The following is a 25,060-nucleotide window of genomic DNA, read 5'->3' on the forward strand; positions in this document are numbered from 1 at the left end:
TTAGGTGTCGCGCTTGACCTTTAAATGCCGCGCATACCAGGGCCGCTGCGGTACGCGCTTGAACAAGCCCTTGAGCAGTTCTTCGTCGGCGCTGAAGGTAATGCGCAGGGCCAGCTTCATGATTTCCGGGTCCATTTCCATCGAGCGCCCTTGTTGCAGCCCCGGCGTGGTGCTGCAACCGTGGGTGTCCGGGCCCAGCCATGGATCGCCCACTTCAACCCAGCGGCCCGGTGCAAACCAGGCCACGCCGTTGACCTCCATCCGGTTCACCTCGCCTGGGTTGAAGCGTTCGTGGGCGCGAAACCAGTCTTCGATGCGGTCATCGATCCAGCCATGGAAGTGCCAGAACACCGGGTTAACGTGGGATGAAAACGGGTCGCCAAGGAAGTCGTTCTCCGGCGCATACCAACGGGCGGCAAAATCTGCCGGGTCACGGGCAAACGGCACCGGCGCACCGTTGGAGGGGTCGCGGGGCACCGAGGCCCAGCGCATGTGCAGCCAGTCGTGCAGACCCAGCTCCATCTCCGATCCCAACTGGCCCAGGGTCAACTTGGCCAGGTAACGCGGGTCGCGGTATTGGGATTCCCAGACCTGGAAGTTGCTGTGATAAGTCTCGGCCGCCTTGATATCGCTAACCCACTGGGTGTATTCGGCGTCATCCGGTGCGGCCCAACAGGGCGGCAGCGCGAAGCCGTCGTGATTGTCGAAGTAACGCACAAAACCCAGGCGATCGCGCTCCAGCGCCGGTTGCGGCTCGGGGAATTGCGGCCAGGAGGGCAAATCCTGCAGGGAGCGTGCGGTGCCGAGCATATGGCGGTGCATGAAGAAAAAGTCGATGCCCGAGCCGTTGCGATCCTTGCGCTTGCCGCGGGCATCACGCTCCTGGCCACGGGGCCCGGGCTGCCAGCCGACGCCGCGCAGGGCGTCACGTTTTTCTTCGGAGAGCTTGTGCCACTGGTCGCGGGTGGCGTGCCACAACTGGTGAAACAGGCGGTGCTCGGGAGAAATCAGCCAGGCCAGCAAGGTCGGGTTAAGGCCAATGCGCTGGCGGGCTTCGGGGAACAGCTGCTTGTGGGCGATAAAACGGTTGTCGCGTTCGGTCAGGGCCAAGGGCCGCTCGAGGTCGAGAATCTGCCCGCTGAGGGTGGCGCTGCCGGCATTGCCAAAGGCGGCCCAGACTTCATCGAGGATCATCTTGAACTCATAGGCGGGCACGCCGGCCGGCGCATCGCGGTCGATCAGCCGCCAATAGAGCACGGCGCCCTCGCCCGTCAGCAGATTGCCCAATACGCGGTAGCGCGGTTCGCCGTCGGCGCGCAGGTTCTCGGCGGTGTCCAGGTAACCGCGCAGGCCACGGCCACGGGGGGCGATATCGAGCAGCAACTCCAAACCCTGCAGGGGCAGGCCCTTGAGGCCGGCATCGCGGCCTTCCAGGCGCAGGCTCCAGACGCCGCGCAGGGTGTTCGCCAAGTGCTGGCCCTGGGTGTCGGCCAGGTCGACCGTGGCTTCGCCGGGGGTGATAGGAAATTCTTCTTCCCGCGTCAGCTCGCGATGGGCATAAAAGGCCGCCGGCACGGCCGCGCCGGTCAGCGCCAGGCCTGCGATGAACCCACGTCGAGAGATTGTCATTGTCTACCTTAGGAAACGGCTTAATCAGAGCTAGAACGTTTGCAGCCCGATGAAATTTACCGCCACACCACCGCCACCTAAATTTCCCCCGCCATCGCTCGTTCTTCCCTGATAGCAAAGGCCTCAACTGACTGAGATGGCAATGACAAAATCACGTTCGAAAAAGGCGCTGTATATCGGCCTGCCGTTGGCCCTGGCGATCGGCGCCGGGGCCGGCTTTCTGGTCTGGGATCAGTGGTTCAAGGGCAACGCCGGCTACCCGCTGGAGGTGATCAAGCAAGCCAATGAAATGCAGGATCGCCTGTTGTCATTCGACAGCCATATCACCCTGCCCCTGGATTTCGGCACCGCAGGCAACGAGGCCGACAAGGATGGCAGCGGCCAGTTCGACCTGGCCAAGGCGGCGCGTGGCCGATTGTCTGGCGCCGCGCTGACGATCTTCGGCTGGCCGGAAATCTGGAACGGCCCCAACGCCCCGCACAAGCCCACCGACGGTTTTGTCGAAGAGGCCCGCCATGAGCAGGAAGTGCGCTACAAGATTATCTCCGGCATGGTCCGCGACTTTCCCAACCAGGTGGGCATCGCCTACACCCCGGATGATATGCGGCGCCTGCACGGTGAAGGCAAGTTCGCGATCTTTATCAGCATGCTCAACGCCTACCCCCTGGGCAATGACCTGAACCAGCTCGACCTGTGGGCCGCACGCGGCATGCGCATGTTCGGTTTCAGCTACATCGGCAATAACGCCTGGTCTGACTCGTCGCGTCCGCTGCCGTTTTTCAATGACTCAGTCGACGCCCTCGAGGGCCTGTCGCCCATCGGCCAACAAGCGGTGCATCGCCTGAATGACCTGGGGGTGATAATCGACGTGTCGCAGATGTCGACCAAGGCCCTGGAGCAAGTCGCACAATTGAGCCGCACACCGATGGTGGCGTCCCACTCGGCACCACGGGCCTCGGTGGATATCCCGCGCAACCTCAGCGACAAGGAACTGCAACTGATCAAGAACAGCGGCGGCGTGGTGCAGGTGGTGGGCTTCCCCGCGTATCTGCGGCCCTTGAGCCAGCCCTCCCAGGACAAGCTCAACGCCCTGCGCGCACGCTTCGACCTGCCGCCGCTGCCCAACCTGGCCATGGCCTTGATGCCCGGCGATGCAATCATTGCCGCCTGGCCGGAACAACGGTTCGGCCAATACGCCAGCGCGCTGTACAGCATCCTTGAAGAAGAACCCAAGGCCACCCTCAAGGACCTGGGAGACGCCATTGACTACACCGTGCGCAAGATCGGCATCGATCACGTCGGCATCGCCTCGGACTTCAACGACGGCGGCGGCCTCAAGGGCTGGGAGAACGTCGGCGAGGTGCGCAACGTCACCGCCGAACTGATCCAGCGCGGCTACTCCGAAGCCGATATCGCCAAGCTGTGGGGAGGCAACTTCCTGCGCGTGTGGGACCAGGTACAAAAAGCCGCCAAGCCATTGGCCAATCGCTAATGACCACGAAGTAAGCCCATGACCGACCGCCGTACATTTCTCAAGCAGGCCGGCGAAGCCTTCAAGCTGCACCTGCAGTTGGGCAAGGCGCCGGTGCAGGCGCGCATCCATGCCCTCAACACCGAACTGAAGGACCAGTTGCTGGCCCGCCCGCAGATCGAACTGGTCACGCCGCGCAGCCCCGAGCTGTCGGCGGGCTTCACCTTCTTCCGGGTCAAGGGCCAGGACAGCGATGCAGTCGCGGCCTACCTGATGAAAAACCGTGTGGTGGTGGACGCGGTCGATCGGGACGTCGGCCCGGTGATTCGTACCTCGCCCGGCCTGCTCAACAGCTCGGATGAGATCCAGCGCTTCATGACCTTGCTGAGCCAGCGGTTATGACACCTTTTTTCCTTTGAACGAGATGCCCACATGACTCCATCCCGACTCAACCCGCTCACCGCCCTGGCACTCACGGCCCTGTGCGGCGCGCTGCTGCCCAACCTGGCCCAGGCCGCCGCCCCACAACCGGGCAAAGTGTTCAAGGATTGCAAGGACTGCCCGGAAATGGTGGTACTGCCCGCAGGCACCTTCACCATGGGCACCCCCGAGGACGAAGTCGGCCGCGAGCCCGACGAGGGCCCGATGCATGAAGTGACCTTCGCCAAGCCCTTCGCCATGAGCCGCTTCCATATCACCGCTGGCGAATGGGACAGCTATGTGCGCCAGACCGGTGTAATGATCGCCGATGGCGACACCCGCCCCGGCCGCGAATGCATCGCCAGCAAGCCGCGCTACCCCCAGGGCCCACGCCAGCCGGCGGTGTGCATGGACATGGATGACATCAAGCAATACGTGAGTTGGCTGTCGAAGAAGACCGGGCAGAAGTACCACATGGTCAGCGAAGCCCAGCGCGAATACGCCGCTCGCGCCGGCACTACCGGACCGTTCCCTTTCCCGTTCGATGAGGGCAAGGGCTACAGCATCGCCAAGCACGCCAACACCTACGGGCCGGCGGATGGCTACAGCTATTCGTCGCCGGTAGGCAGCTACCCGCCAAATGCGTTTGGCATGTATGACATGCACGGCAATGTGTATGAGCGGGTGGCTGATTGCGAGCACCCGAACTACGTCGGCGCGCCGACTGATGGCAGTGCGTGGGTGGAGCCCAACTGTGAGGCGTATCAGATTCGCGGGAATGACTGGGGTGAGGCTCCGGTGTTTTCGCGCTCGGGGAATCGCAATAACATCTATCCGCAGACCCGTGGGGACTGGATTGGCTTTCGGGTAGTGCGCGATCTCTGATCACGCAGTAGATCCAATGTGGGAGGGGGCTTGCTCCCGATAGCGGTGTGTCAGTCATCCATGCATTGACTGACATACCCTCATCGGGAGCAAGCCCCCTCCCACATTTAGATGCCATGCACCAGGAAGATTGTTTCAGCCTTGTTTGGCCAACAGCTCCAAGCCTTCGTGCAACGCCGGGAACAGACTGTTATTGAAGTTGTTCCAGCGCAGCTCGAGGATGGTGTCCTCGGGCGAAATCTCTGTCTTGAGCACGTCGTGGAACACTTCACCGGAGTCGATACCGTTATCCACGTAATGGAACGACGCACCGGTCAGGTACAGCGGTTCGCACGGTTGCGTCTGCCTGGTAGCCCAATCGATAACAGCCTGCCCACGCGCACCGTACAACGCATTCCAGGTGGCGTAGGCACCGCGGCGCTCGTAAGGCGATTCGATGCGAGTGATGCCTGGGTGGATGTTCATGATGCGACGGGCAAACGGCGCGCCCGGGCGGACCAGCTCGTCGAGGATCACCAGCAGGCCATCCAGCACCACGATATCGGCCTTCAGCTCTACCAGAGTGTCATGCAGGCGTCGCTCGAAATCCTGCTTGCCGGCAACATGTTCAGCGCTGCCCCGTGGCAGGCGACGATAGGTGGACGGCACGCTCAGCAGCAGGTCGTTGACCAACTTGCCCTGTACACGCAAATCCGCCGGGTACAGCCACTGGCGACCCGGCTTGCAGGCAAAGCCATAGTCCGCCACCAACTGCTGGTCCCGTGGGTTTTGCTCATCATCGTCATACACCACACCCACCAGGTTGTAAGCCTCGCCCAACGGCGTGTCATTGAGCGAGCCCACCACAAACTCCAGCACCGACTTCATGTAGCGCTCGTGGTCCTTGTAGGCCACCGGCTGCCCGGCCTTGTCGGCGGCGGCATTTCTCAGGGACCAGACATACACCAGGTTCTTTTTCGTCATTTGTTTCGCTCTCGCTGAAAGGGCCGCGCACGGCGTCAATACACCTGCGCCTACAGAAGAAGAACGAACCAGGCCCCGGGCAATTTATCGGTCACTGCCACCGCCCGGCACGCCGAGCTAAATAGTCACGCCGGCGCTTCGTTTGTCATGGGTAAGGGTCTGTGTGCCCAGCCCCCTCTTTTTCACTTTCCGGGAAGTATTTATGACCGACCCCAAGCGCGGCGCCTTCAAAGGTTTGCTCGCATTGCTCAGGCCCTTTCGCACCATTGTGACGGTCTCCATTGCCTTGGGCATGGCCGGCGGCCTGGCCATCACCTTGCTGCTGGCGACCATCAACAATGCCCTGCATTCGGAGGGCGGCATGACGCACGGTGTGATCCTGACCTTTGCTGCGCTGTGCGTACTCGCCCTGATCAGCTCGATCGTGTCGGATATCGGTACCAACTACGTTGGCCAGCGCATCATCGCCGCACTGCGTAAGGATCTGGGAGAGAAGGTGCTGTCAGCGCCCATCGAGCAAATCGAGCGCTACCGTACCCACAAACTGATCCCGGTGTTGACTCACGACGTCGACACCATCAGTGATTTCTCCTTTTCTTTCACTCCATTGGCCATCGCCAGCACTGTCACCCTGGGCTGCCTGGGATACCTGGCGTACCTGTCGGTACCGATGTTCCTGATGATGGTCGTGGCGATTCTGATCGGCACGTCTGTGCAGTACGTCGCGCGCTCTGCAGGGATCAAGGGGTTTGAAGCGGCTCGCGACCAGGAAGATGAGCTGCAACGCTACTACACCGCAATTGCCTCTGGCGCAAAGGAGTTGCGCATGCACAGGCCTCGCCGCTACCGGATGAATACCCATCGAATCCAGGCCACTGCTGATCGCATCAGCGATATCCAGGTTCGCTCGGTGAACATCTTCATTGTCGCCAAGACCTTCGGCTCCATGCTGTTCTTCGTGGTCATCGGCTTGGCGCTGGCTTTCCAGGCCTATAACCCGAACCCCGACCCAGCCGTGATCACCGGTTTTGTGCTGGTGCTGCTGTATATGAAGGGGCCGCTTGAGCATGTGGTCACCGCGCTGCCGATCGTCAGTCGCGCGCAGATCGCGTTTTCGCGCATCGCCGAACTGTCCGACCGCTTCTCGTCCCCCGAGCCGCACTTGCTACTCGAAGACAGCGAAGCCCCAAAACCAGTGGTACACAGCCTGGAATTGCGCGACGTGAGCTACAGCCCTCCACCGGTGGAAGGCAGCGAGCCGTTCCACCTGGGGCCTGTCAACCTGACCATCAAGCAAGGCGATATCGTGTTTATCGTCGGCGAGAACGGCTGCGGCAAAACTACGCTGATCAAGCTGCTGCTGGGCCTTTATCAGCCGCAGTCCGGTGAGATCCACCTCAACGGCGAAGCCGTGATTGCCCCTACCCGCGATGATTACCGCCAGTTGTTCACAACCGTATTCGCCGACTACTACCTGTTTGACGACCTGGTCCAGGGCGGCGGTCAACAATCGATGGACAGTGCGGCCCAATACCTGGAACGCCTGGAAATTGCGCACAAAGTCACCATCAAGGATGGCTCATTCAGCACCACCGACCTGTCCACCGGGCAGCGCAAGCGTCTCGCCCTGGTCAATGCCTGGCTGGAGGAGCGCCCGGTACTGGTGTTCGACGAATGGGCTGCGGACCAGGATCCGGCTTTCCGCAGGATCTTCTATACGGAGTTGTTGCCGGATCTCAAGCGCTTGGGCAAGACCATCATCGTCATCAGCCACGACGACCGCTATTTCGATATCGCTGACAAACTGGTGCGTCTGCGTGCGGGCAAGGTAGTCCACGAAATGGAGCCTGCTTGAATTTTTCCGGTTTTGCGCAGAAGAAACGTCTCACAGGAGTTAATGAGAACCAAACCCAATAAATACCTATAATCTGCCAACCAAAAATAGTGGAGAGAACGCATTCATGTCCGTACGACTCGGTCTCAGCCCTCTGAGCAAAGCGCTGTCCATGCGGCGGGCCATGAGCTTTAACTTGAAACCGTGCGCGCTTGCTGTTGCGGTCTCGCTGCCCATCGCCGGTTATGTACAAGCCCAGGAGATCGACGTCAACATTCCTGCCCAGCCGCTGGGGGCGGCGCTGCAGGAGTTTGGTCGCCAGACCAATTTGCAGGTGCTCTATAGCCCGGCGGATGTGCAAGGCAAGAACAGCAATGCCGTAAAGGGCAAGTTGGCACCAACCCGGGCTATCGCCGCTCTGCTCCAGAACACCGGCGTCACTTACGGCCTGCAGGGCACCACCATTACCATTGCAGCCACTGCCGGTGAATCTTCGACGCTGGAACTGGGTGCGACCCAGGTCACTACTAACCAGCTGGGTACGGTGACTGAAGATTCAGGCTCCTATACACCGGGCACCATCGCCACCGCCACGCGGATGGTGCTGACCCCGCGTGAAACACCTCAGTCGATCAGCGTGATCACCCGCCAGCACATGGATGATTTTGCGCTTACCTCTATCGATGATGTGATGCGCCATACGCCAGGCGTCACCGTATCGAGACTGGACAGCGAGCGGACGCAATACTTCGCACGTGGATTCTCGATCGAGAACTTTCAATATGACGGCATCCCTACCCTGCGTAACGCAGCTTATTCGTCGGGCCAGACGCTCACTGACATGGCGATCTATGACCGCGTTGAAGTACTCAAGGGTGCCAATGGCTTGTTGTCGGGCGCCGGGGCCCCAGGGGCAACGCTCAACCTGATCCGTAAAAAGCCAACCAAGGACTTCAAAGCGAGTCTCGATTTGGGTGCGGGCAGCTGGGATAACTACCGCTCCCAGGTGGACGTCAGTGGCCCACTCACGGAAAGCGGCAACATCCGCGGTCGTGCGGTGGCCGCGTACCAGGACAAGCACTCGTTCCTGGACCACTATGAACGCAAGACCAACGTGTATTTCGGCACGATTGAAGCCGACCTCAGCGAAGATACCCTGCTGACTGTCGGTTTCGATTACCAGAACAGCGACCCCTCCGGCGCAGGCTGGGCGGGTAGCCGTCCTTTGTTTGACCGCAGCGGTAACCGCATCGACGTAAAGCGCTCGTTTAACAGCGCCGCCAAGTGGAGCAGCTGGCAGCAGTTCACCCAAAGTGCATTCGCCACGCTGGAGCACCAATTCGCCAACGACTGGGTGGTCAAGGGCCAATACACCCATCAATTCAGCGGTTATGACGCACAGATGGGGTCGATCCAGGCGGGCCCTTTCCCTGCGACCGGCCTGTCGACACTCTATGCAAACAAATTCACCGGCGATACCCGCGCCGACTCCGGCGATATCTACGCCAGCGGCCCGTTCAGCCTGGGCGGGCGTGAACACGAGCTGGTGGTGGGCGTTTCTGCGTCGAACTCCCACTGGAAAGGTAAAAATCACGCCGCCCCCATTCACGCCAATGGTCGCATCGTCGATTTCTGGAACTTCGACGGTGACTTCCCGAAACCGGACTGGGGCGCGGTGACCGACAGATTCGATGAAACCACCCGGCAAACTGCAGGCTACGCGACTGCACGCTTGAACCTCACGGATGATTTGAAAGTCATTCTCGGCAGTCGTGTGGCCAACTATTGGCTGACAGGCACCAGCGACAGCACGGAAACCGGCAAACTGATTCCCTACGTCGGCACCACGTACGACCTCAACGACAACTTCACCGCTTACGCCAACTACACCGAAATCTTCTACCCGCAGACGGCACGCGACCGGAACAACAAGGTGCTGGAACCAGACGAAGGCAAGAACTACGAACTGGGTGTGAAAGGCGAGTTCTTCAACGGTGGGCTGAACACCAGCCTGGCCTATTTCGAAGTGCATGAGTCCAACCGTGCGGAATCTGACGCCGAATACAACGCCAACCCGACCAACCCAGCGATCAAGGAAGCCTCCAGGGGCATCAAAGCCAAGACCAAAGGCTTTGAAGCCGAGTTGTCCGGTGAGCTGGCACCTGGCTGGCAAGCCCAGGCTGGCTATACCCACAAAGTCATCCGCGACGAGCACGGTAATAAAGCCTCAACCCTGGAGCCCCAGGACCAGATCAGCTTCTTCACCACGTACAAGCTCACAGGGCCGCTGGACCGCTTGACCATCGGCGGCGGCGCTCGCTGGCAGGGTAAAACCTGGCAATCGGTCTACAACAGCGCGAAATTCCAATCCGAAGACGTTCGCCAGGAAGCCTACTGGGTGGTCGACGCCATGGCCAAATACCAGTTCACCGACAACGTCTCTACGACACTGAACGTCAACAACCTGTTCGACAAGTATTACCTCACCAACATCGGCTTCTTCAACACGGGCTATTACGGCGACCCACGCAACGTCATGCTGACCACACGCGTGGACTTCTGACCCCGGCAGGTACCGCCTGAACAACCCAGCCCCCGCCATTCGGCGGGGGTTTTGTTTGGGCCCGGACACTCTGGCCACTGCCCGCACGCTCAATAAAAACACCGGCGCGGGGCCGGTGTTCGAGGGGAAAAACCCGCCGCGAACTAACGTCTGGCGCGCTTGACTGCGGATATGAACGAGGCAATGAACTCAGGGTTGTGGACGATCTTGTCATGGGTCGTATCGATCACCACCGAAGCCTGAACACCATGGCCAATGCCCTCCTCAAGCGCCGTACTGATCACCTGGCGGTCCACTTCAGACTTGCTTTGAGCGGCCCACCAACAGCTCACCGGTGCGGCAATGCGCACGTAGTCGGCCTCTTTCAAGCGCTCATCCAGCGTAAGTTTCAACGCCCACGAAACATCCAGCTCCCCACCCTGTTGCAACTCACTGCGCAGACGGGTGAACGTTTCGCCCAGGGACGAATCTGCCCAGTCACAGAACACTGCCCATTGTTGATCAGCAGCGACGCCGGCGTGTTCGATATCCTGCCAGGCGTGTGTAATGGCCTGCGCAGCATCAGGGAACATCACCGCCAGCAGTTCCACGCGCCGCTCCAGGAACGTATCGCTGGTTGCCAATAACTCGGCAGCGGGGATCGAGGGTTTTTCCCTGTCCCAGAACGCCTTGACGCGCAACGGTGGCGGCGCGTCGATACAGCCCACGAACGCGACTTCGGCGCCCTGCTCTTCCAGAAACGCCGCCACCTGCAACGCCAGATTACCCCCCAGTGACCACCCGCCAAGGTAATACGGCCCCTGCGGCTGAACAGCCTGGATCTGCCGGGCATACTCGTCGACCATCGCATCCCAAGCCGGCACCTCGCTCTGCGGGTCGATCAGTGCACGGCAAATGATGCCGCGTACCGGCATGTCCACACGCAACGCCATACCAATGGCTTTATAGCAGTGCGCCGAACCGAAGCTTGGATGAAACAGGAACAATGACGGGGCTGCCTGGTGGCCGTTCAGATCAACGATCAGCGAGTGCTGGCGTTCATCCGGTGTATCGCTTGCCAGCGCCCTGACGGTGGGCCGGGTCATCAGTTGGTTGACCGTGAGTACCAGCCCGCAGTGAACAGCCAAGCGCTCCTTCACCACCAGCAGCAGCAGCGAATGCCCACCCAGCTCGAAGAAATTATCGTCAAGACCGACGCGCTCAACACCCAGCACTTGCTGCCAGACCTGCGCGACCTGCTGTTCCAACGCAGTGAGCGGTGGCGCATAGTCGCGTTGCCCTGTGCCCGCTTCAGGCCGCGGCAGCGCCTTGCGCTCCAGTTTGCCGTTGGGGCTGAGCGGCATGTTCTCCAGCAGCACCCATTGGGCCGGCACCATAAAGCTCGGCAGGTGTATGGATAAATGCGCGGCAAGGCCTTCACGCCACTGTGGCCCAGCCTCTTCAAGCACCACATAGCCGACCAGTTGAGTGCCATCCAGCGCCACGACTGCCGCTTCACGCACCGTTTGATGTTCCAGCAGGCGCGCCTCGATTTCACCCAACTCGATACGCAGGCCACGCAGTTTGACTTGATGATCGATACGCCCGGCGTACTCGATCACCCCATCAGGGCGATAACGCGCCAGGTCGCCGGTACGGTACATCCGTTGCCCGGCCCCGAAAGGGCTCGCGACAAAACGCTCGGCGGTCAACACTGGCCGGCGGTGGTACCCGCGCGCCAGCCCCTTGCCCGCCAGGTATAACTCGCCCAGTACCCCGATTGGCACAGGCTCCAGGTTAGCGTCCAGGATATGGCAAGCCAGGTTCGCGATGGGTTTGCCAATGGGCACGGCATCCTTGCCCTCATCGACACAGGTCCAGTGGGTCACGTCGATGGCTGCTTCCGTGGGGCCGTAGAGGTTGTACAAGCTGGCCTGCGGTAACTTCGCAAAGACCTGTTGCTGCGCATCGACGGGGAGCGCTTCACCACTGCAGATGATGCGCTCCACACTGGTACAAGCGCCCACTTGGCCGTCCTGCAAGAAGGCTTGCAGCATCGACGGTACAAAGTGCAGCGTCGTGACACCTTCGCGCATGATCAGCTCGACCAGCTTGGTCGGATCACGATGATCGCCGGGCGCCGCCACCACCAGCCGGGCGCCGCTGAGCAAGGGCCAGAAGAATTCCCACACCGACACATCAAAGCTGAACGGTGTTTTCTGCAGCACCGTATCACTGGCGCCCAAGGCATAGGCGTGTTGCATCCAGCACAGGCGATTCGTCAGGGCCGAGTGACTGTTCCCCGCGCCTTTGGGCTTGCCGGTCGAACCGGAGGTGTAGATCACATAGGCAAGGTTCTCGCCGTTGATCGCCACGCCGGGGTTCGCCTCGCTGTAGGTTTTGAGCCAGGCGTCATCGCAATCCAGGTCAATACGCAGCACATTGCCAACCGACGGCAGGCTCACGTGTGACTGGCTCAACAGCAGCTCTACCGCACTGTCCTCAAGCATGTAGGCCTGACGCTCCTGGGGATACTCCGGGTCCACAGGAACATAGGCCCCCCCGGCCTTGAGGATCGCCATCAAGGCGACGACCATCTCCACCGAGCGCTCCATCGCCACGCCCACCAGGCTGTCGGGGCCGACACCACGGGCGATCAAGGCATGGGCCAGGCGGTTTGCGCGCTGGTTCAGGGCCGCGTAGGTCAATTGCGCTGTACCAAACACCAGGGCGGGCCGGTTGGGGGTACGCTCGGCGTGCTCTTCAAAGCAATGATGCACCGCCTGCTCAAGAGAATAATCGGTGGCGGTGGCATTCCAGTCATCGACGATCTGCCGACGCTCTTGGGCATCCAACAGTGCCAACGAGTGGATTGAAGCCTGCGGCGTTGCAATCATTGCCTTCAACAGGCGCTGCCACTGATGCGCCATGCGTTCGATGGTGGTCGCGTCGAACAGGTCGGTCGCGTAGCCAAATGAAGCCTGGATACTCGAACCCTCCTCGGAGACGTTCAAGCTGAGGTCGAACTGCGCCGTGCGGCTCTCCCAATCCAGCCCTTCCAGCACGAGACTGGAGGCCTGCGCCACGCTGGCGCTGCCGGCACCACGATTCTGATGATTGAACATGACCTGGAACAACGGGCTGTAACTCAAGCTGCGTTCCGGACGGAGCGCTTCAACCAATTGTTCGAAGGGCAAATCCTGGTGCGCCTGGGCCTCCAATACGCGCTGACGGGCCTGGTGCAACAGCGTCAGAACCGTGGTGTGTTCGTCCACATCAGCCTTCATCACCTGAGTATTGACGAAGAACCCGATCAGACGCTGCGTCTCCACCCGATTGCGGTTCGCGGTCGGCACACCGACACGGATATCCTGCTGCCCGCTATAGCGATACAGCAACGCCTGAAAGGAGGCCAGCAGCAACATGAAACTGGTCGCCCCTTCGCGCTGGGCCAAGGCCCTGACATCAGTAGCCAGTTGGTCATCCAGCATCAGGTCCAGGGACGCTCCACGATAACTCTGTACTGCCGGACGCGGGCGATCCAACGGCAACTCCAGCACCGGTTGTTCACCCGCGAGCAGGTTGCACCAGTATTCCAGTTGGCGTTCCTTCTCCCCGGCTTCCATCCAACTGCGTTGCCATATGGCGTAGTCCGCGTACTGGATCGGCAAGGCCGGCAAGTCAATCCCCTGCCCGAGGCTGAGGGCGGTATACGCCTGTACCACTTCTTGCACCATGACGTGCATCGACCCGCCGTCAGAGATGATGTGGTGCTGCACCAGCACCAGCACGTGATCCTCCTCTGCCAGGCGCAGCAAAGTGATGCGTAACAGCGGGCCTTGCTCAAGGTCGAAGGGCCGCGCAATTTCCTGTTCGACACGCGCCCTCAGGCGGTCTTCATCAATGTCCTCAGGTTCCAGTACCACAGGAAGTCCGGGTAGCACCTGCTGCTGCGTGATCTCACCGAACCGACGGAACCGCGTGCGCAGGCTTTCGTGGCGCCCGATCAGGTATTCAAAGCTCTCCCGTAACGCGGCAATATCCAGGCGGCCCTTGAGTCGCAAGGCGCTGGGAATATGATAAGCCGCGCTCTGCGGGTCCAACTGCCAGAGAAACCACTGGCGCTCCTGGGCATACGAAAGCGGCAAGGCAGCGGCCTCAAGCCGCACTTGCGGGATAGGCAGGTTCGCTGGCGACACGCCCTCCTGCAGCATCCTCTGCAGATAGACCTTGCGCTGTTCAAGCCCCAGCCCGATAAAGCGCTTCATGATTTTCTGGGCCATCTGGCTATCCATTACACCTCCTCCATTTCGTCGAGGAGCGAATCCAGGAACGACAGTTTTTCTGTGCTGACACCGCTGCCCTGCCCCTGCAGGAGGTCTGCCAGCTGCTTGAACTGGGCATGCTGGAACAGCTCATGCACGCTGATCTTCACCCCCAACTCCAACTGAATGCGCGACATCACATTGATCACCAATAGCGAATGCCCGCCCAGCTCGAAGAAATTGTCATTGAGTCCCACTTGCTCGACGTCCAGCACGTCCTGCCAGATCGCCGCCAACTGCTTCTCAAGGTCGCTTTGAGGTGCCACATACTCGCTTTGCGAGACGTGGTTGCCAGGCTCCGGCAACGCTTTGCGATCCAGCTTTCCACTGGGGCTGAGCGGCATGCCGGGCAGGCGCACAAAGTACTTGGGCACCATGTAGTCCGGCAGTTGTGCCTGCAGGGCATCGCGCAACGCCTGGCTGTGCTCGGCCTCGTCCGGAGCGGACGGCTGGGCAACGTAGTAGCCAATCAACTGGCCGCCGCCGCTGCCCGGGCGCAGAATCACTTCGGCCTGCGCCACTTGCGCCTGGAGCAGCAGCAACGCGCAGATTTCCTCCAGTTCAACACGGAAGCCGCGAATCTTGATCTGCTGATCCAGGCGGCCCAGGTACTCCAAGGCGCCATCATCGCCCCAGCGCACGCGGTCGCCGGTGCGGTACAAGCGCGCTCCCGCGCTGCCGAATGGGTCGGCGATAAAGCGCTCGGCCGACAACCCCGGTCGCCCGAGATAACCGCGCGCCAAGCCTTCTCCGCCGACGCATAGCTCTGCGGCAACGCCGACAGGCACCGGGTTCAGGTCACCGTCCAACACCCGGCAGACCACATTGCCCAACGGCCGGCCAATCGGCGAACGCGCGCCATCTTCCAGGGAGCATGGCCACCAGGTTGCATTGATCGTCGTTTCCGTCGGGCCGTAACGGTTGTGCAGCACCACGGACGGAAGGGTGCGCAGGATCTGGTTGCGCAGGTCCGCACTCAGCGCTTCGCCGCCTGAGAACAATCGGCGCACACGCGTACATTGCGCAACACCCGGCGTATCCATGAACAATTGCAGCAACGAGGGGACGAAGTGCAACGTGGTCACGCCGAATGCCTGGATCAACTCCATCAGGCGCACCGGGTCTCGGTGTTCGCCCGGCGCCGCTATGACCAGGCGGCTGCCGCTGATCAATGGCCAGAAACACTCCCACACCGATACGTCAAAACTCATCGGTGCCTTTTGCAGCAGCACATCGTCGGCCTGCAAGTCGTAGGTTTCCTGCATCCACGCCAGGCGTTGTGCCAACGCATGGTGAGTCACACCCACGCCTTTGGGGTTGCCAGTGGTGCCTGAGGTGTAAATCACATACATCAGGTTCTGGCCGCTCACCGCCACCTGTGGATCTGTTTCGTCGCTGTCTTTCAACCAGGCTTGATCACCTTCCAGGCTCAGGCACTGCACGCCCTCGGCCGGTGGCAAGTCCAGATGCGACTGAGTCAGCAGCCATTTCACGCCACTGTCCTTGAGCATGTAGGCCAGGCGCTCTTGCGGATAGTCCACGTCAAGCGGTACGTAGGCACCGCCGGCTTTGAGGATCGCCAGCAAACCCGCGAGCATGTCGAAGGAGCGCTCCAGTGCGATACCCACCAGCGAATCGGGGCCAACGCCTTGCTTTATCAACCCGTGCGCCAGGCGATTGGCACGTCGGTTCAAGGCGTCATAGGTCAATTGCTGATCGGCAAAGATCGCCGCTGTTGCCTGCGGCGTACGCCGTACCTGCTGTTCGAATTGGTGCTGGACAAGGCTGCGTGGAGCGTCATTGAGCACGCCATTGCCTTGCGCCATCAGCGCCAGGTGCTCCGGTTCGGTCAATAACGTCAATTGCGCCAGCGCGTCCTGAGGCCTGGCAACCATTGCCATGATCAGATGCAGCAAGTGCTGGTGCAGGCGCATGACCGTGGCGGCCTCAACCTGGCCAAGGTCATAGGTGTAGTGCAGGCTCAGCGTTTCACCGGAACCGACGGCAATCGACAACGGATAGTGCGTCTGCTCGCGACTCTTCACCTCACCGAAGCGAACTCCCAACGGGGCGCCCTGCTCCAGCACCTCTGATACCGGGTAGTTCTCAAACACCAGAATGGTGTCGAACAACGCCTCACCGCCCAATCCGGCCAGGCGTTGCAGCTCGAACAGCGGTGTGTGCTCGTGCTCGCGCAAGCCCAGGTTCTGTTGCTGGATTTGCTGCATCCACTGCGCCGCCGTCATATCGGGCCGAGGCGTTGCCACAACCGGCAAGGTATTGATGAACAACCCGACCTGCTGCTCAACGCCGCGCAGGTCTGCGGGGCGTCCCGAGACGGTGGCACCGAAGGCGACGGTGTCCTGCCCGGTGTAACGTTGCAGCAGCAGTAGCCAGGCCGATTGCACCAGGGTGTTGAGCGTGATCTTCTGACCCTGGGCAAAGGCCTTGAGCCTGGCCATCTGCGCTGCATCCAGCTCATGCGCATATTCACCCAGACCAGACGCCGCTTGATCCTTGTTGCGCGCCAGCGCCTGGAACAGCCGTGTCGGTTCATCCAGTTTGGCCAGCTGCGTCTTCCAGAAGGCTTCGCGCAGGGTTTTATCCTGGGCATGCAACCACTCGATAAAGTCGCGGTAACGCGTGACCTGGGCTTGCGGAACAACGCCTGCGTAACGTTCCAGCACTTCACCGAGCAATTGGGAACTGCTCCAGCCATCCATCAGAATATGGTGGCTGGTGTAGATCAGCTGACAACGCTGTGGCCCGGTATGGGCCAGCGCGATACGCACCAACGGCGGGCTTTCCAGGTTGAACCCTTGCACGCGCTGGGCGTCGGCCAGACGGTCCAGCATCTGTTGCTGCCCGGGGCCTTCAGGGCATTCGGTTTCGATAAACGGCAACTGCACGTGGCGATGCACCACTTGCAACGGATGCTCCAGGCCGCCATGCCAGATAAAGCCAGTACGCAGGATGTCATGGTTATCCAGTGCCGCCTGCCAGGCATCGCGGAAACGCGGAACGTCCAGGCCCTCTACATCCACGCGCATCTGGTTGACGTAATCGCCCGCCTGCGGTTCATACAGCGCGTGAAACAACATGCCTTGCTGCATGGGCGACAACGGATACACATCCTCGACGCCCGCCAACTCAAACCCGTCCAGTTGCGCCTGGGTAAGCGCGGCCAGCGGGAAGTCGGACGGCGTCACCCCCTGATGGGATGACAGGCAGCAATGCTCGATCAGTTGTTTGAGTTCCTGCGCATACGCGTCAGCCAGACGCTGCACCGTGGCCTCACTGAACATTTCACGGCTGAAGCTCCAACTCAGGTTCAGTTCACCGCCATAAACCTGGCCGTTGATCTCCAGCCAGTTACCCAACTGGGCCTGTTCGCTTTGCTCAGGCCCGGCCTCCTCGCCCGTCGGGGTAAAAAAGGCCCCCGCTTCATCCTCCTCGAAGGTGCCGTCAAACTGGCCCAAGTAGTTGAACGTGATCCGCGGCTGCGCGAGGCCGCTCAACACCTGCTGCGCATGCTCATCGCCCAGGTAGCGCAGCGCGCCGAAACCGATGCCTTTGTCTGGCACCGCGCGTAACTGCTCCTTGATGCCCTTGATCGAATCCGCCAGGGTCGCCGCCGGCGTCAGCGCCAGTGGGTACATGCTGGTGAACCAGCCGACAGTGCGAGTCAGGTCCACATCGTCGAACAGGTCTTCACGGCCATGCCCTTCCAGCTTGACCAACAGTGAATCACCACCTGTCCAGCGCGTAATCACACGGGACAAGGCGGTCAACAGCAGGTCGTTGACCTGGGTGCGATACGCCGCTGGTGCCTCTTGCAACAGGCGACGGGTAAAGGACTGGTCGAGGTGGGTGGCGACGGAAATTGCCAATGCGTTATGCAGGCCACCCTGTGGGTTATCGCACGGCAAACCGGCATCGGCGCCCTGCAACTGTGTTTGCCAGAATCGCAGTTCCTCCTGCAAAGCCGGGCTCTGCGCATGGGCCTGCAAGCGTTTTGCCCAGGCTTGGGTCGAACTGGTCTTGGCCGGCAATGCAACGGCCTGCCCGCTTTGAAGTTGGGTATAGGCGGTCTGCAGGTCTTCCAGCAGAATGCGCCACGACACGCCGTCCACCACCAAGTGGTGGATCACCAGCAGCAGCCGCTGAGAGGCATCCGGCAATTCAACCAGCACCGCACGCATCAACGGCCCCTCGGCCAGGTCCAGGCTGCGCTGTGCCTCCAGACCTAGGGGCTCAAGCGCGCCAACAGTCTCCAGGGGCCTGTGCCAGAGCAGATTGTCGTGCGACGCAACACCACGATACTCAGCCTTCCAACTGCCCGCTGACGGGCTGAAGCTCAAGCGCAATGCGTCGTGATGCTCGATCAACGCCAACAAGGCGGCGTTCAATGTAGCTACATCCAGCTGCACACCCGGGCGCAGCACCACGGACTGGTTCCAGTGGTGACGCTCGGCAATGTCCTCCTGGAAAAAGTACTGATGAATCGGTAACAGCAGTGCTTCACCGGTGGCCAGCCCTTGCTCGATGATGAGCCCTTGCCCTCCGGTCTGGGCGACCGTTGCCAGGCTCTGCACCGTCTGGTGCTGGAACAGATCCTTGGGGGTGAAACGAATACCGGCCTGCCGTGCGCGGCTGACCACCTGGATGGAAATGATCGAGTCGCCCCCCAGCTCGAAGAAGTTGTCATTCAAGCCCACACGCGGCAGGCGCAATACATCGGCCCAGAGGCTGGCAATCTGCTGTTCCAGCGCATTTTGCGGAGCCACGTACACCTGCTGCAATTGGCTGGCATCCGGCTGCGGCAAGCCCTTTCGGTCGAGCTTGCCGTTGGGCGTCAGCGGCATTTGCGCCAGGAACATGAAGTGCGCAGGCACCATGTAATCCGGCAGGCGCACCTTCAGTGCGCGACGCAAGGCGTCACGAAATTCAACCTCGTTGACCTGGGCGGATACAGGCACCACATAGGCCACCAGCTGCTTGCCGCTCGGCCCTTCCTGGGCGACCACCACGGTTTCACCGACGCTGTCCTGTTCGCGCAGGCGCGCTTCGATTTCCCCCAGCTCAATGCGGAAACCGCGGATTTTAACTTGGTGATCGACACGGCCAAGGTAATCCACCACGCCATCCGGGCGGCCACGGGTCAGGTCGCCGCTGCGATAGACGCGGCTGCCAGGTTTACCGAAGGGGTCGGGCACGAAGCGTTCGGCGGTGAGTGCCGGACGCTCCAGGTAACCACGCGCCACACCCTCGCCGCCCAGGTACAACTCGCCCGCGACGCCAATGGGTTGCAGGTTGAGCTGAGCATCCAGCACGTAACCGCTGCGGTTGCCCAACAAGGTGCCAATGGGCGCGTAGACGGCGCCGCATGGATCGCCACGGCGGGCTTTCCACAGCAACGGCGTGACAACGGTTTCGGTCGGACCGTAACCATTGAACAGATAGGTCGGCTTCAATGCGCGCCATGCCAGGTCATAGCTGGCTTGTGCCACCGCATCACCGCCAAAGCAGTAGACCCGCACCGCAGGCGGGTTACCATCGCGCTCGGCATGCTCGGCCAGTTGTTGCAGATACACCGGCGGAAACACAGCCATCGTGACGTTATGGCGGTGCATCTGCGCATAGGTGTATTCGGGCAACCACAGGCTGTCATCACGGATCAACACGCTCGCGCCATTGATCAGCGGGTGCATCCAACCTTCGTGGGAGCCGTCGAAGGCGAACGACATGAAGTGCAATTCACAATCGCTCGGCGACGTTTCATAGCGTTCGCCGGTAGCGATGATGTGTGCGACCAATGGACCATGGGCAACCGCCACACCTTTGGGCATACCGGTGGAACCAGAGGTGTAGATCACATAGGCGAGGTTGTCACCCTCGAGCCTGACATTCGGTGCTGCATCACTGAAATCCGCCCACGTTTCGGTACGATCAATGGTCAGCATCTGCATGCCGTCGGGGACCGGCAGCTGCGCTAACGCACGGGTGTGGGTGAGCAGCAGCTGTGCACGGCTGTCCTGCATCATGTACAGCAAGCGATCACGCGGGTATTCGATATCCAGCGGCACGTAGACGCCACCGGCCTTGAGCACCGCAAGGAACGCCACCATGATGTCGGCGCTGCGCGGCATGGCGATGGCCACGCGTACTTCGGGGCCGATGCCACGGGCGATCAAGGCATGGGCCAGGCGATTGGCCTGGCGGTCGAGCTCGCCGTAGGTCAGGGTTTGCGCGTCAAATTTCACCGCGATGGCTGCCGGATTCTCGCGGGCACGGTCGGCCACCAACTCGTGTACCAGGCGCTGGGCCAAGAAGCCAGAGTCCGTGCGATTCCAAAGCTGCAGAATGTGCTGCTGCTCTTCAACGTCGAGCAGGTTCAACTGGCCAATACCTTGCTGCTGATCGGCAACCATTGCCTGCAACAGGTTTTGCCAATGGCGTGCCATGCGCTCGATGGTGGCGGCTTCAAACAGATCGGTGCTGTAGCCCAGGGAAGCCCAGAGCCCCTCGCGACTGTCGTGAGCATCCAGGTCAAGATCAAAGTGAGCCGTGCGGGTTTCCCAGCTGATGTTTTCGAAACGCAGGTGCGCAAGCGTCGGCGCATCGACGGTGGGCCCGTCGGTCTGGTAATTGAACATCACCTGGAACAGCGGGTTGAGGCTCAGGCTGCGCTCCGGTTGCAGCGCCTCCACCAGTTGCTCGAACGGCAGGTCCTGATGGGCCTGGGCTTCCAAGGCACGCTGGCGGACCTGGGCGAGTAACTCACGCACGGTGGTGTGCCCGTCAATGTCGGCCTTGAGCACTTGGGTATTGACGAAAAAGCCGATCAGGCGCTCGGTCTCGGCCCGGTTGCGATTGGCAATCGGCACACCGACGCGCACGTCTTGCTGGCCGCTGTAGCGGTGCAACAGGGCTTGGAAGGACGCCAGCAGCAGCATGAACATCGTCACGCCCTGAGCCTGGGCCAAGTCTTTGAGGCCGGCAGTGAGCGAGGCCGGCAACAACACCTCCAGACGCGCACCACGATGGCTCTGCTGAGCCGGCCGCTGGTGATCGAACGGCAGCTCGAGGACCGGCTGCTCCCCGCCCAACAGGTCGCGCCAATAGCTCAGTTGCCGCTGCTGCTCACCCGCTTCCATCCAGTCGCGCTGCCACAAGGCGTAGTCGACGTACTGGATCGGCAGGTCCGGTAGCTGCACGTCCTGGCCTTGGCTGTAGGCGGCATACAGTTGCATCAACTCATCGACCATGACCTGCATCGACCCGCCATCGGAAACGATGTGGTGCTGCACCAGCACCAGCACATGCTCATCCGCCGACAGGCGCAGCACGGTCACGCGCAACAGCGGGCCCTGCTGCAAATTGAACAGCCGTGCGATTTCGGCTTCGACGCGCATTTGCACATCGGCCTCTTGCGCCTCGGCAAACACGATAGAGACCGGGGCGAACGCTTGAATGACTTGCACTGCCCCCGCGTCCGTCTGTTGTATATGCGTGCGCAGACTTTCATGACGCGCCACCAGGGTGTCGAAGCTGCGCTGCAAGGCCGCGATATCGAGTGGGCCGTGCAGGCGCAATGCGCTGGGGATGTGGTAAGCAGCGCTGTCAGGCTCCAGTTGCCATAGGAACCATTGGCGTTCCTGGGCATACGACAACCGCAACGGCTGATCACGATTCACCGCTCGCATCGGCGGTGCCGACGGCGCTGCGTGCGCCGCGTCAGCCACCACGCTGGCAACAAAGCCTTGCAGACGCGGCTGCTCGAACAGGCTGCGCAGCGGCACATCGTGGCCAAGCAACTGACGCAACTGCGAGATGACTTGCATCGCCAGCAACGAGTGCCCACCCATCTCAAAGAAATGGTCGGTCAACCCTACTCGCTCGGCCCCCAGGACCTTGGCCCACACGGCCGCTACCTGCTGCTCTAGCGCGGTCACCGGTGCAACCCATGCCTGCTGCAGCAGGCTGGCATCGGGTTTGGGCAGGGCTTGGCGGTCGAGCTTGCCATTGGGGTTGAGCGGCATGCGTTCCAGGAACATCAGATGCGCGGGCACCATGTAATCCGGCAGTTGCTCGCGTAGCACGCTTTTAAGCGCGTCGGCGTCTTGCGGGTCGGCCACCAGATAGGCAACCAGTTGGTTATCGGCCGCCAGAACCAGGGCTTCACGCACGCCATCCTGGGCCAGCACCAGCGCTTCGATTTCTCCCAGCTCAATGCGAAAACCGCGAATTTTTACCTGATGGTCTACTCGGCCGACGTACTCGATAACACCATCGGCGCGGTAGCGCGCAAGGTCGCCGGTGCGGTACAGGCGCTCGCCACTGCCACCCAATGGGGCCGGCACAAAGCGGTCAGCGGTCAGCCCCGGACGGTTCAGATAAGCACGGGCCAGGCCGCATTCACTGCCGATATACAACTCGCCCACCGCGCCCAATGGCGCCAGGTTCAGGTCGCGATCCAGCACATACAGCCCCCGGCCCGGCAGTGCGCGGCCAATCGGACTGGCGGTGGCACCAACGCCGTCATCGCCTGACGTGCAGTCCAGCACGCTCGAAACCACAGTAGCTTCGGTCGGGCCGTAGGTGTTGAGCAACCGTACATGGCCGAGGCCGGCTTTCAACCATTGCGCCGGCCCGTCCAGCGGCATCGCTTCACCGCCGATATGAACCTGACGCAGCGCACCGTACGAACGCGGCCCCGCCGCCAGACAATCCAGCAGGAACAAATTCCAATAGGCTGTCGGCAAGTCGGCCAGGGTGATGCGCTGGGCGATGATTTCAGCGTATAGCCGTGCGCTGTCCCACAACTCGGCACCGCGTAAGACCACGGTGGCACCGTGGGTCAATGCCGGGTAAAGCTGCTCGACGAAGCCGTCGAAGTTCAGGGTCGAGAATTGCAGCACGCGATCATCAGGCACCAGGCGTGAATAACCGGCGGCGATGCTGGAAAACTCGGTCAGCGCCGCATGATTGATCGCCACACCCTTGGGCTTGCCGGTGGAACCGGAGGTGTAGATCACATAGGCGAGGTTCTGCGGGGCCACTGTCACCTGTGGATCATCTTGCGCACAGCGCTGCAACGCCGCTTCGGCGCGATCTATATCCAACCGTGCCACACCAGCAGGCAACGCCAGTTGCTGTGTGGATTGGCACAGCACCAAACGCACGTCACTGTCTTGCAACATGTGCAACAGGCGTTCGCGCGGGTATTGCGGGTCGAGCGGCACATACGCACCACCAGCCTTGAGGACCGCCAACAGGCTGATGACCATGGCAAACGAGCGCTCTACCGCGACGCCGATCATCACCTCGGGGCCGGTGCCCTGGCTGATCAGGTAATGGGCCAGCCGGTTGGCCTGGTGATTCAGGTCGGCATACGTGAGCGACTGACCGTCAAGGCACAACGCAACAGCGTGCGGCCGTTGCTGCGCCTGGGCTTCAAACAGACCATGAACGCAGCTTGCGCTTTCAAACGCAGCAGCACTGTTGTTCCAGTCATCCAGCAGTTGTCGCTGCTCTTGGCCGGCCAACATCGCCACTTGGTCGATACGCCACTGCGCACCATCGGCCAGCGTGCGCAACAGGGTTTGCCAGTGCTGCGCCATGCGCTCCACGGTGGCCGCTTCAAACAGGTCGGTGGCGTACGTCCACGAAGCCCAGAGGCCCTGATCGGTTTCCTCGGTGTCCAGGCTCAGGTCGAACTGGGTGCTTTGCTCTTCAAACGCAAGGGGCTGCACTGCCAGGCCCGGCAATTGGTGTTTGCCAGCCGGTTTTCGCGCTTGGACCTGATGATTGAACATCACCTGGAACAACGGGTTATGGCTCAGGCTGCGTTCAGGTTGCAGCGCCTCCACCAGTTGCTCGAACGGCAGGTCCTGGTGGTTCTGGGCCTCCAGCGAACGCTGTTTGACCTGGGCCAGCAACTGACTGAATGTCATTTGCCCTTCGATATCAGCCTTGATCACCTGGGTATTGACGAAGAAGCCGATCAGGCCCTCGGTCTCGCCACGGTTTCGGTTGGCGTTCGGCACGCCCACGCGGATATCGGATTGGCCGCTGTAGCGATACAACAGGGTCTGGAACGAGGCCAGCAACAGCATGAACAGGGTCACGCCCTCGCGTTGCGCCAAGGCCCTGAGGCTGGCGGCCAGCGCCGGCTCCAGCGCGACATCATGGCGCGCGCCCCGGTAACTCTGCCGGGCTGGGCGCGGATGGTCCAAAGGCAACTCCAATACCGGTTGCGTGCCGCCCAACTGTTCGCACCAATAACCCAGCTGACGCGCTTTCTCTCCGGCTTCCATCCAGCTGCGCTGCCACAGAGCATAGTCCGCATACTGGATCGACAACGGCGCCAGCTGACATTCAAGGCCTTGGCTGAAAGCAGCGTAGAACTGCATCAGCTCTTGCACCATGATCCCCATTGACCAGCCATCCGAGACAATGTGGTGTTGCACCAGCACCAGCACATGTTCCTCTTCGCCCAGATGCAGCAAGCTCAACCGCAATAGAGGCCCGTGCTGCAAGTCGAATGGCCGCGTAATTTCTGCCTGCACGCTGGCCTGCAACTGCGCTTCGTTCACTGCGCGCTCAGCCATCGCTATGTGCGTATGTTCCAGCACCACTTGGGAACGGCTTTCGCCCTGCAGATTCAGACGCGTGCGCAAGCTTTCATGGCGCGCCAGCAAGCTGTCGAAACTGCGCTGCAACGCTTGCTTGTCCAAAGTGCCGGTGAGGCGCAGTACGCCCGGAATATGATAAGCGGCACTGTCAGGGTCCAGTTGCCAGAGAAACCACTGGCGCTCCTGGGCATAGGACAGCGGCGTGGCCTGGCCGGCCTCGCGCACCGAGACGATCGGCAATTGCGCAAAGCTCATGCCACGGCTTTGCAGGCGTTGGTAAAACTGCTGGCGTTGTTCCAGAGGCAGGCGAAGAAAGCGCGAGACCAGATCAGTATTCGGGTTGGAAAGCATGGT

The 25,060-nt window shown here is 61.2% G+C and carries 8 protein-coding genes and 1 pseudogene; 5 read left to right on the forward strand and 4 right to left on the reverse strand.

What is annotated here, in order from left to right:
* Positions 1-1,629, reverse strand: coding sequence for a pyoverdine maturation tyrosinase PvdP (gene pvdP, locus FRT59_RS20555; RefSeq protein WP_153872216.1), 1,629 nt, complete (start codon positions 1,627-1,629; stop codon positions 1-3).
* Positions 1,630-1,771: 142 nt separating this feature from the next.
* Between pvdP and pvdM the strand changes: the two genes are divergently transcribed.
* The 3 genes and pseudogenes from pvdM to pvdO all read left to right on the forward strand — a co-directional run bounded on the left by pvdM (position 1,772) and on the right by pvdO (position 4,405).
* A complete protein-coding gene (gene pvdM, locus FRT59_RS20560) occupies positions 1,772-3,121 on the forward strand; it encodes a pyoverdine-tailoring dipeptidase-like protein PvdM (RefSeq protein WP_153872217.1) in 1,350 nt (449 codons plus the stop codon).
* A 48-nt stretch (positions 3,122-3,169) separates the two neighbouring features.
* A pseudogene (locus tag FRT59_RS20565) lies at positions 3,170-3,502 on the forward strand (aminotransferase class V-fold PLP-dependent enzyme); the annotation flags it as partial.
* A 30-nt stretch (positions 3,503-3,532) separates the two neighbouring features.
* Complete coding sequence (pvdO, locus tag FRT59_RS20570) at positions 3,533-4,405, forward strand: dihydropyoverdine dehydrogenase (RefSeq protein ID WP_153872218.1); 873 nt, start codon at positions 3,533-3,535, stop codon at positions 4,403-4,405.
* Between the two features lie 135 nt (positions 4,406-4,540).
* On the opposite strand, the gene FRT59_RS20575 is transcribed toward pvdO, so the two are convergent.
* Positions 4,541-5,368, reverse strand: coding sequence for a formyltransferase family protein (locus FRT59_RS20575; protein ID WP_153872219.1), 828 nt, complete (start codon positions 5,366-5,368; stop codon positions 4,541-4,543).
* Positions 5,369-5,570: 202 nt separating this feature from the next.
* Here FRT59_RS20575 and FRT59_RS20580 point away from each other — a divergent pair, with 202 nt between their 5' ends.
* Together FRT59_RS20580 and FRT59_RS20585 are read left to right on the forward strand one after the other, a co-directional pair.
* A complete protein-coding gene (locus tag FRT59_RS20580) occupies positions 5,571-7,223 on the forward strand; it encodes a cyclic peptide export ABC transporter (RefSeq protein WP_034120093.1) in 1,653 nt (550 codons plus the stop codon).
* 151 nt (positions 7,224-7,374) lie between these two features.
* Complete coding sequence (locus FRT59_RS20585; protein WP_153872363.1) at positions 7,375-9,765, forward strand: TonB-dependent siderophore receptor; 2,391 nt, start codon at positions 7,375-7,377, stop codon at positions 9,763-9,765.
* 143 nt (positions 9,766-9,908) lie between these two features.
* On the opposite strand, the gene FRT59_RS20590 is transcribed toward FRT59_RS20585, so the two are convergent.
* Both FRT59_RS20590 and FRT59_RS20595 read right to left on the reverse strand, forming a co-directional pair.
* Positions 9,909-14,039, reverse strand: coding sequence for an amino acid adenylation domain-containing protein (locus tag FRT59_RS20590; protein WP_153872220.1), 4,131 nt, complete (start codon positions 14,037-14,039; stop codon positions 9,909-9,911).
* Positions 14,039-25,057: a non-ribosomal peptide synthase/polyketide synthase gene (locus FRT59_RS20595; protein WP_153872221.1), complete on the reverse strand. Its 11,019-nt coding sequence runs from the start codon at positions 25,055-25,057 to the stop codon at positions 14,039-14,041. The genes FRT59_RS20590 and FRT59_RS20595 overlap by 1 nt, the downstream gene beginning before the upstream one ends.
* Positions 25,058-25,060 lie beyond the last annotated feature (3 nt).

The organism is Pseudomonas haemolytica (assembly GCF_009659625.1).
Classification (GTDB): domain Bacteria; phylum Pseudomonadota; class Gammaproteobacteria; order Pseudomonadales; family Pseudomonadaceae; genus Aquipseudomonas; species Aquipseudomonas haemolytica.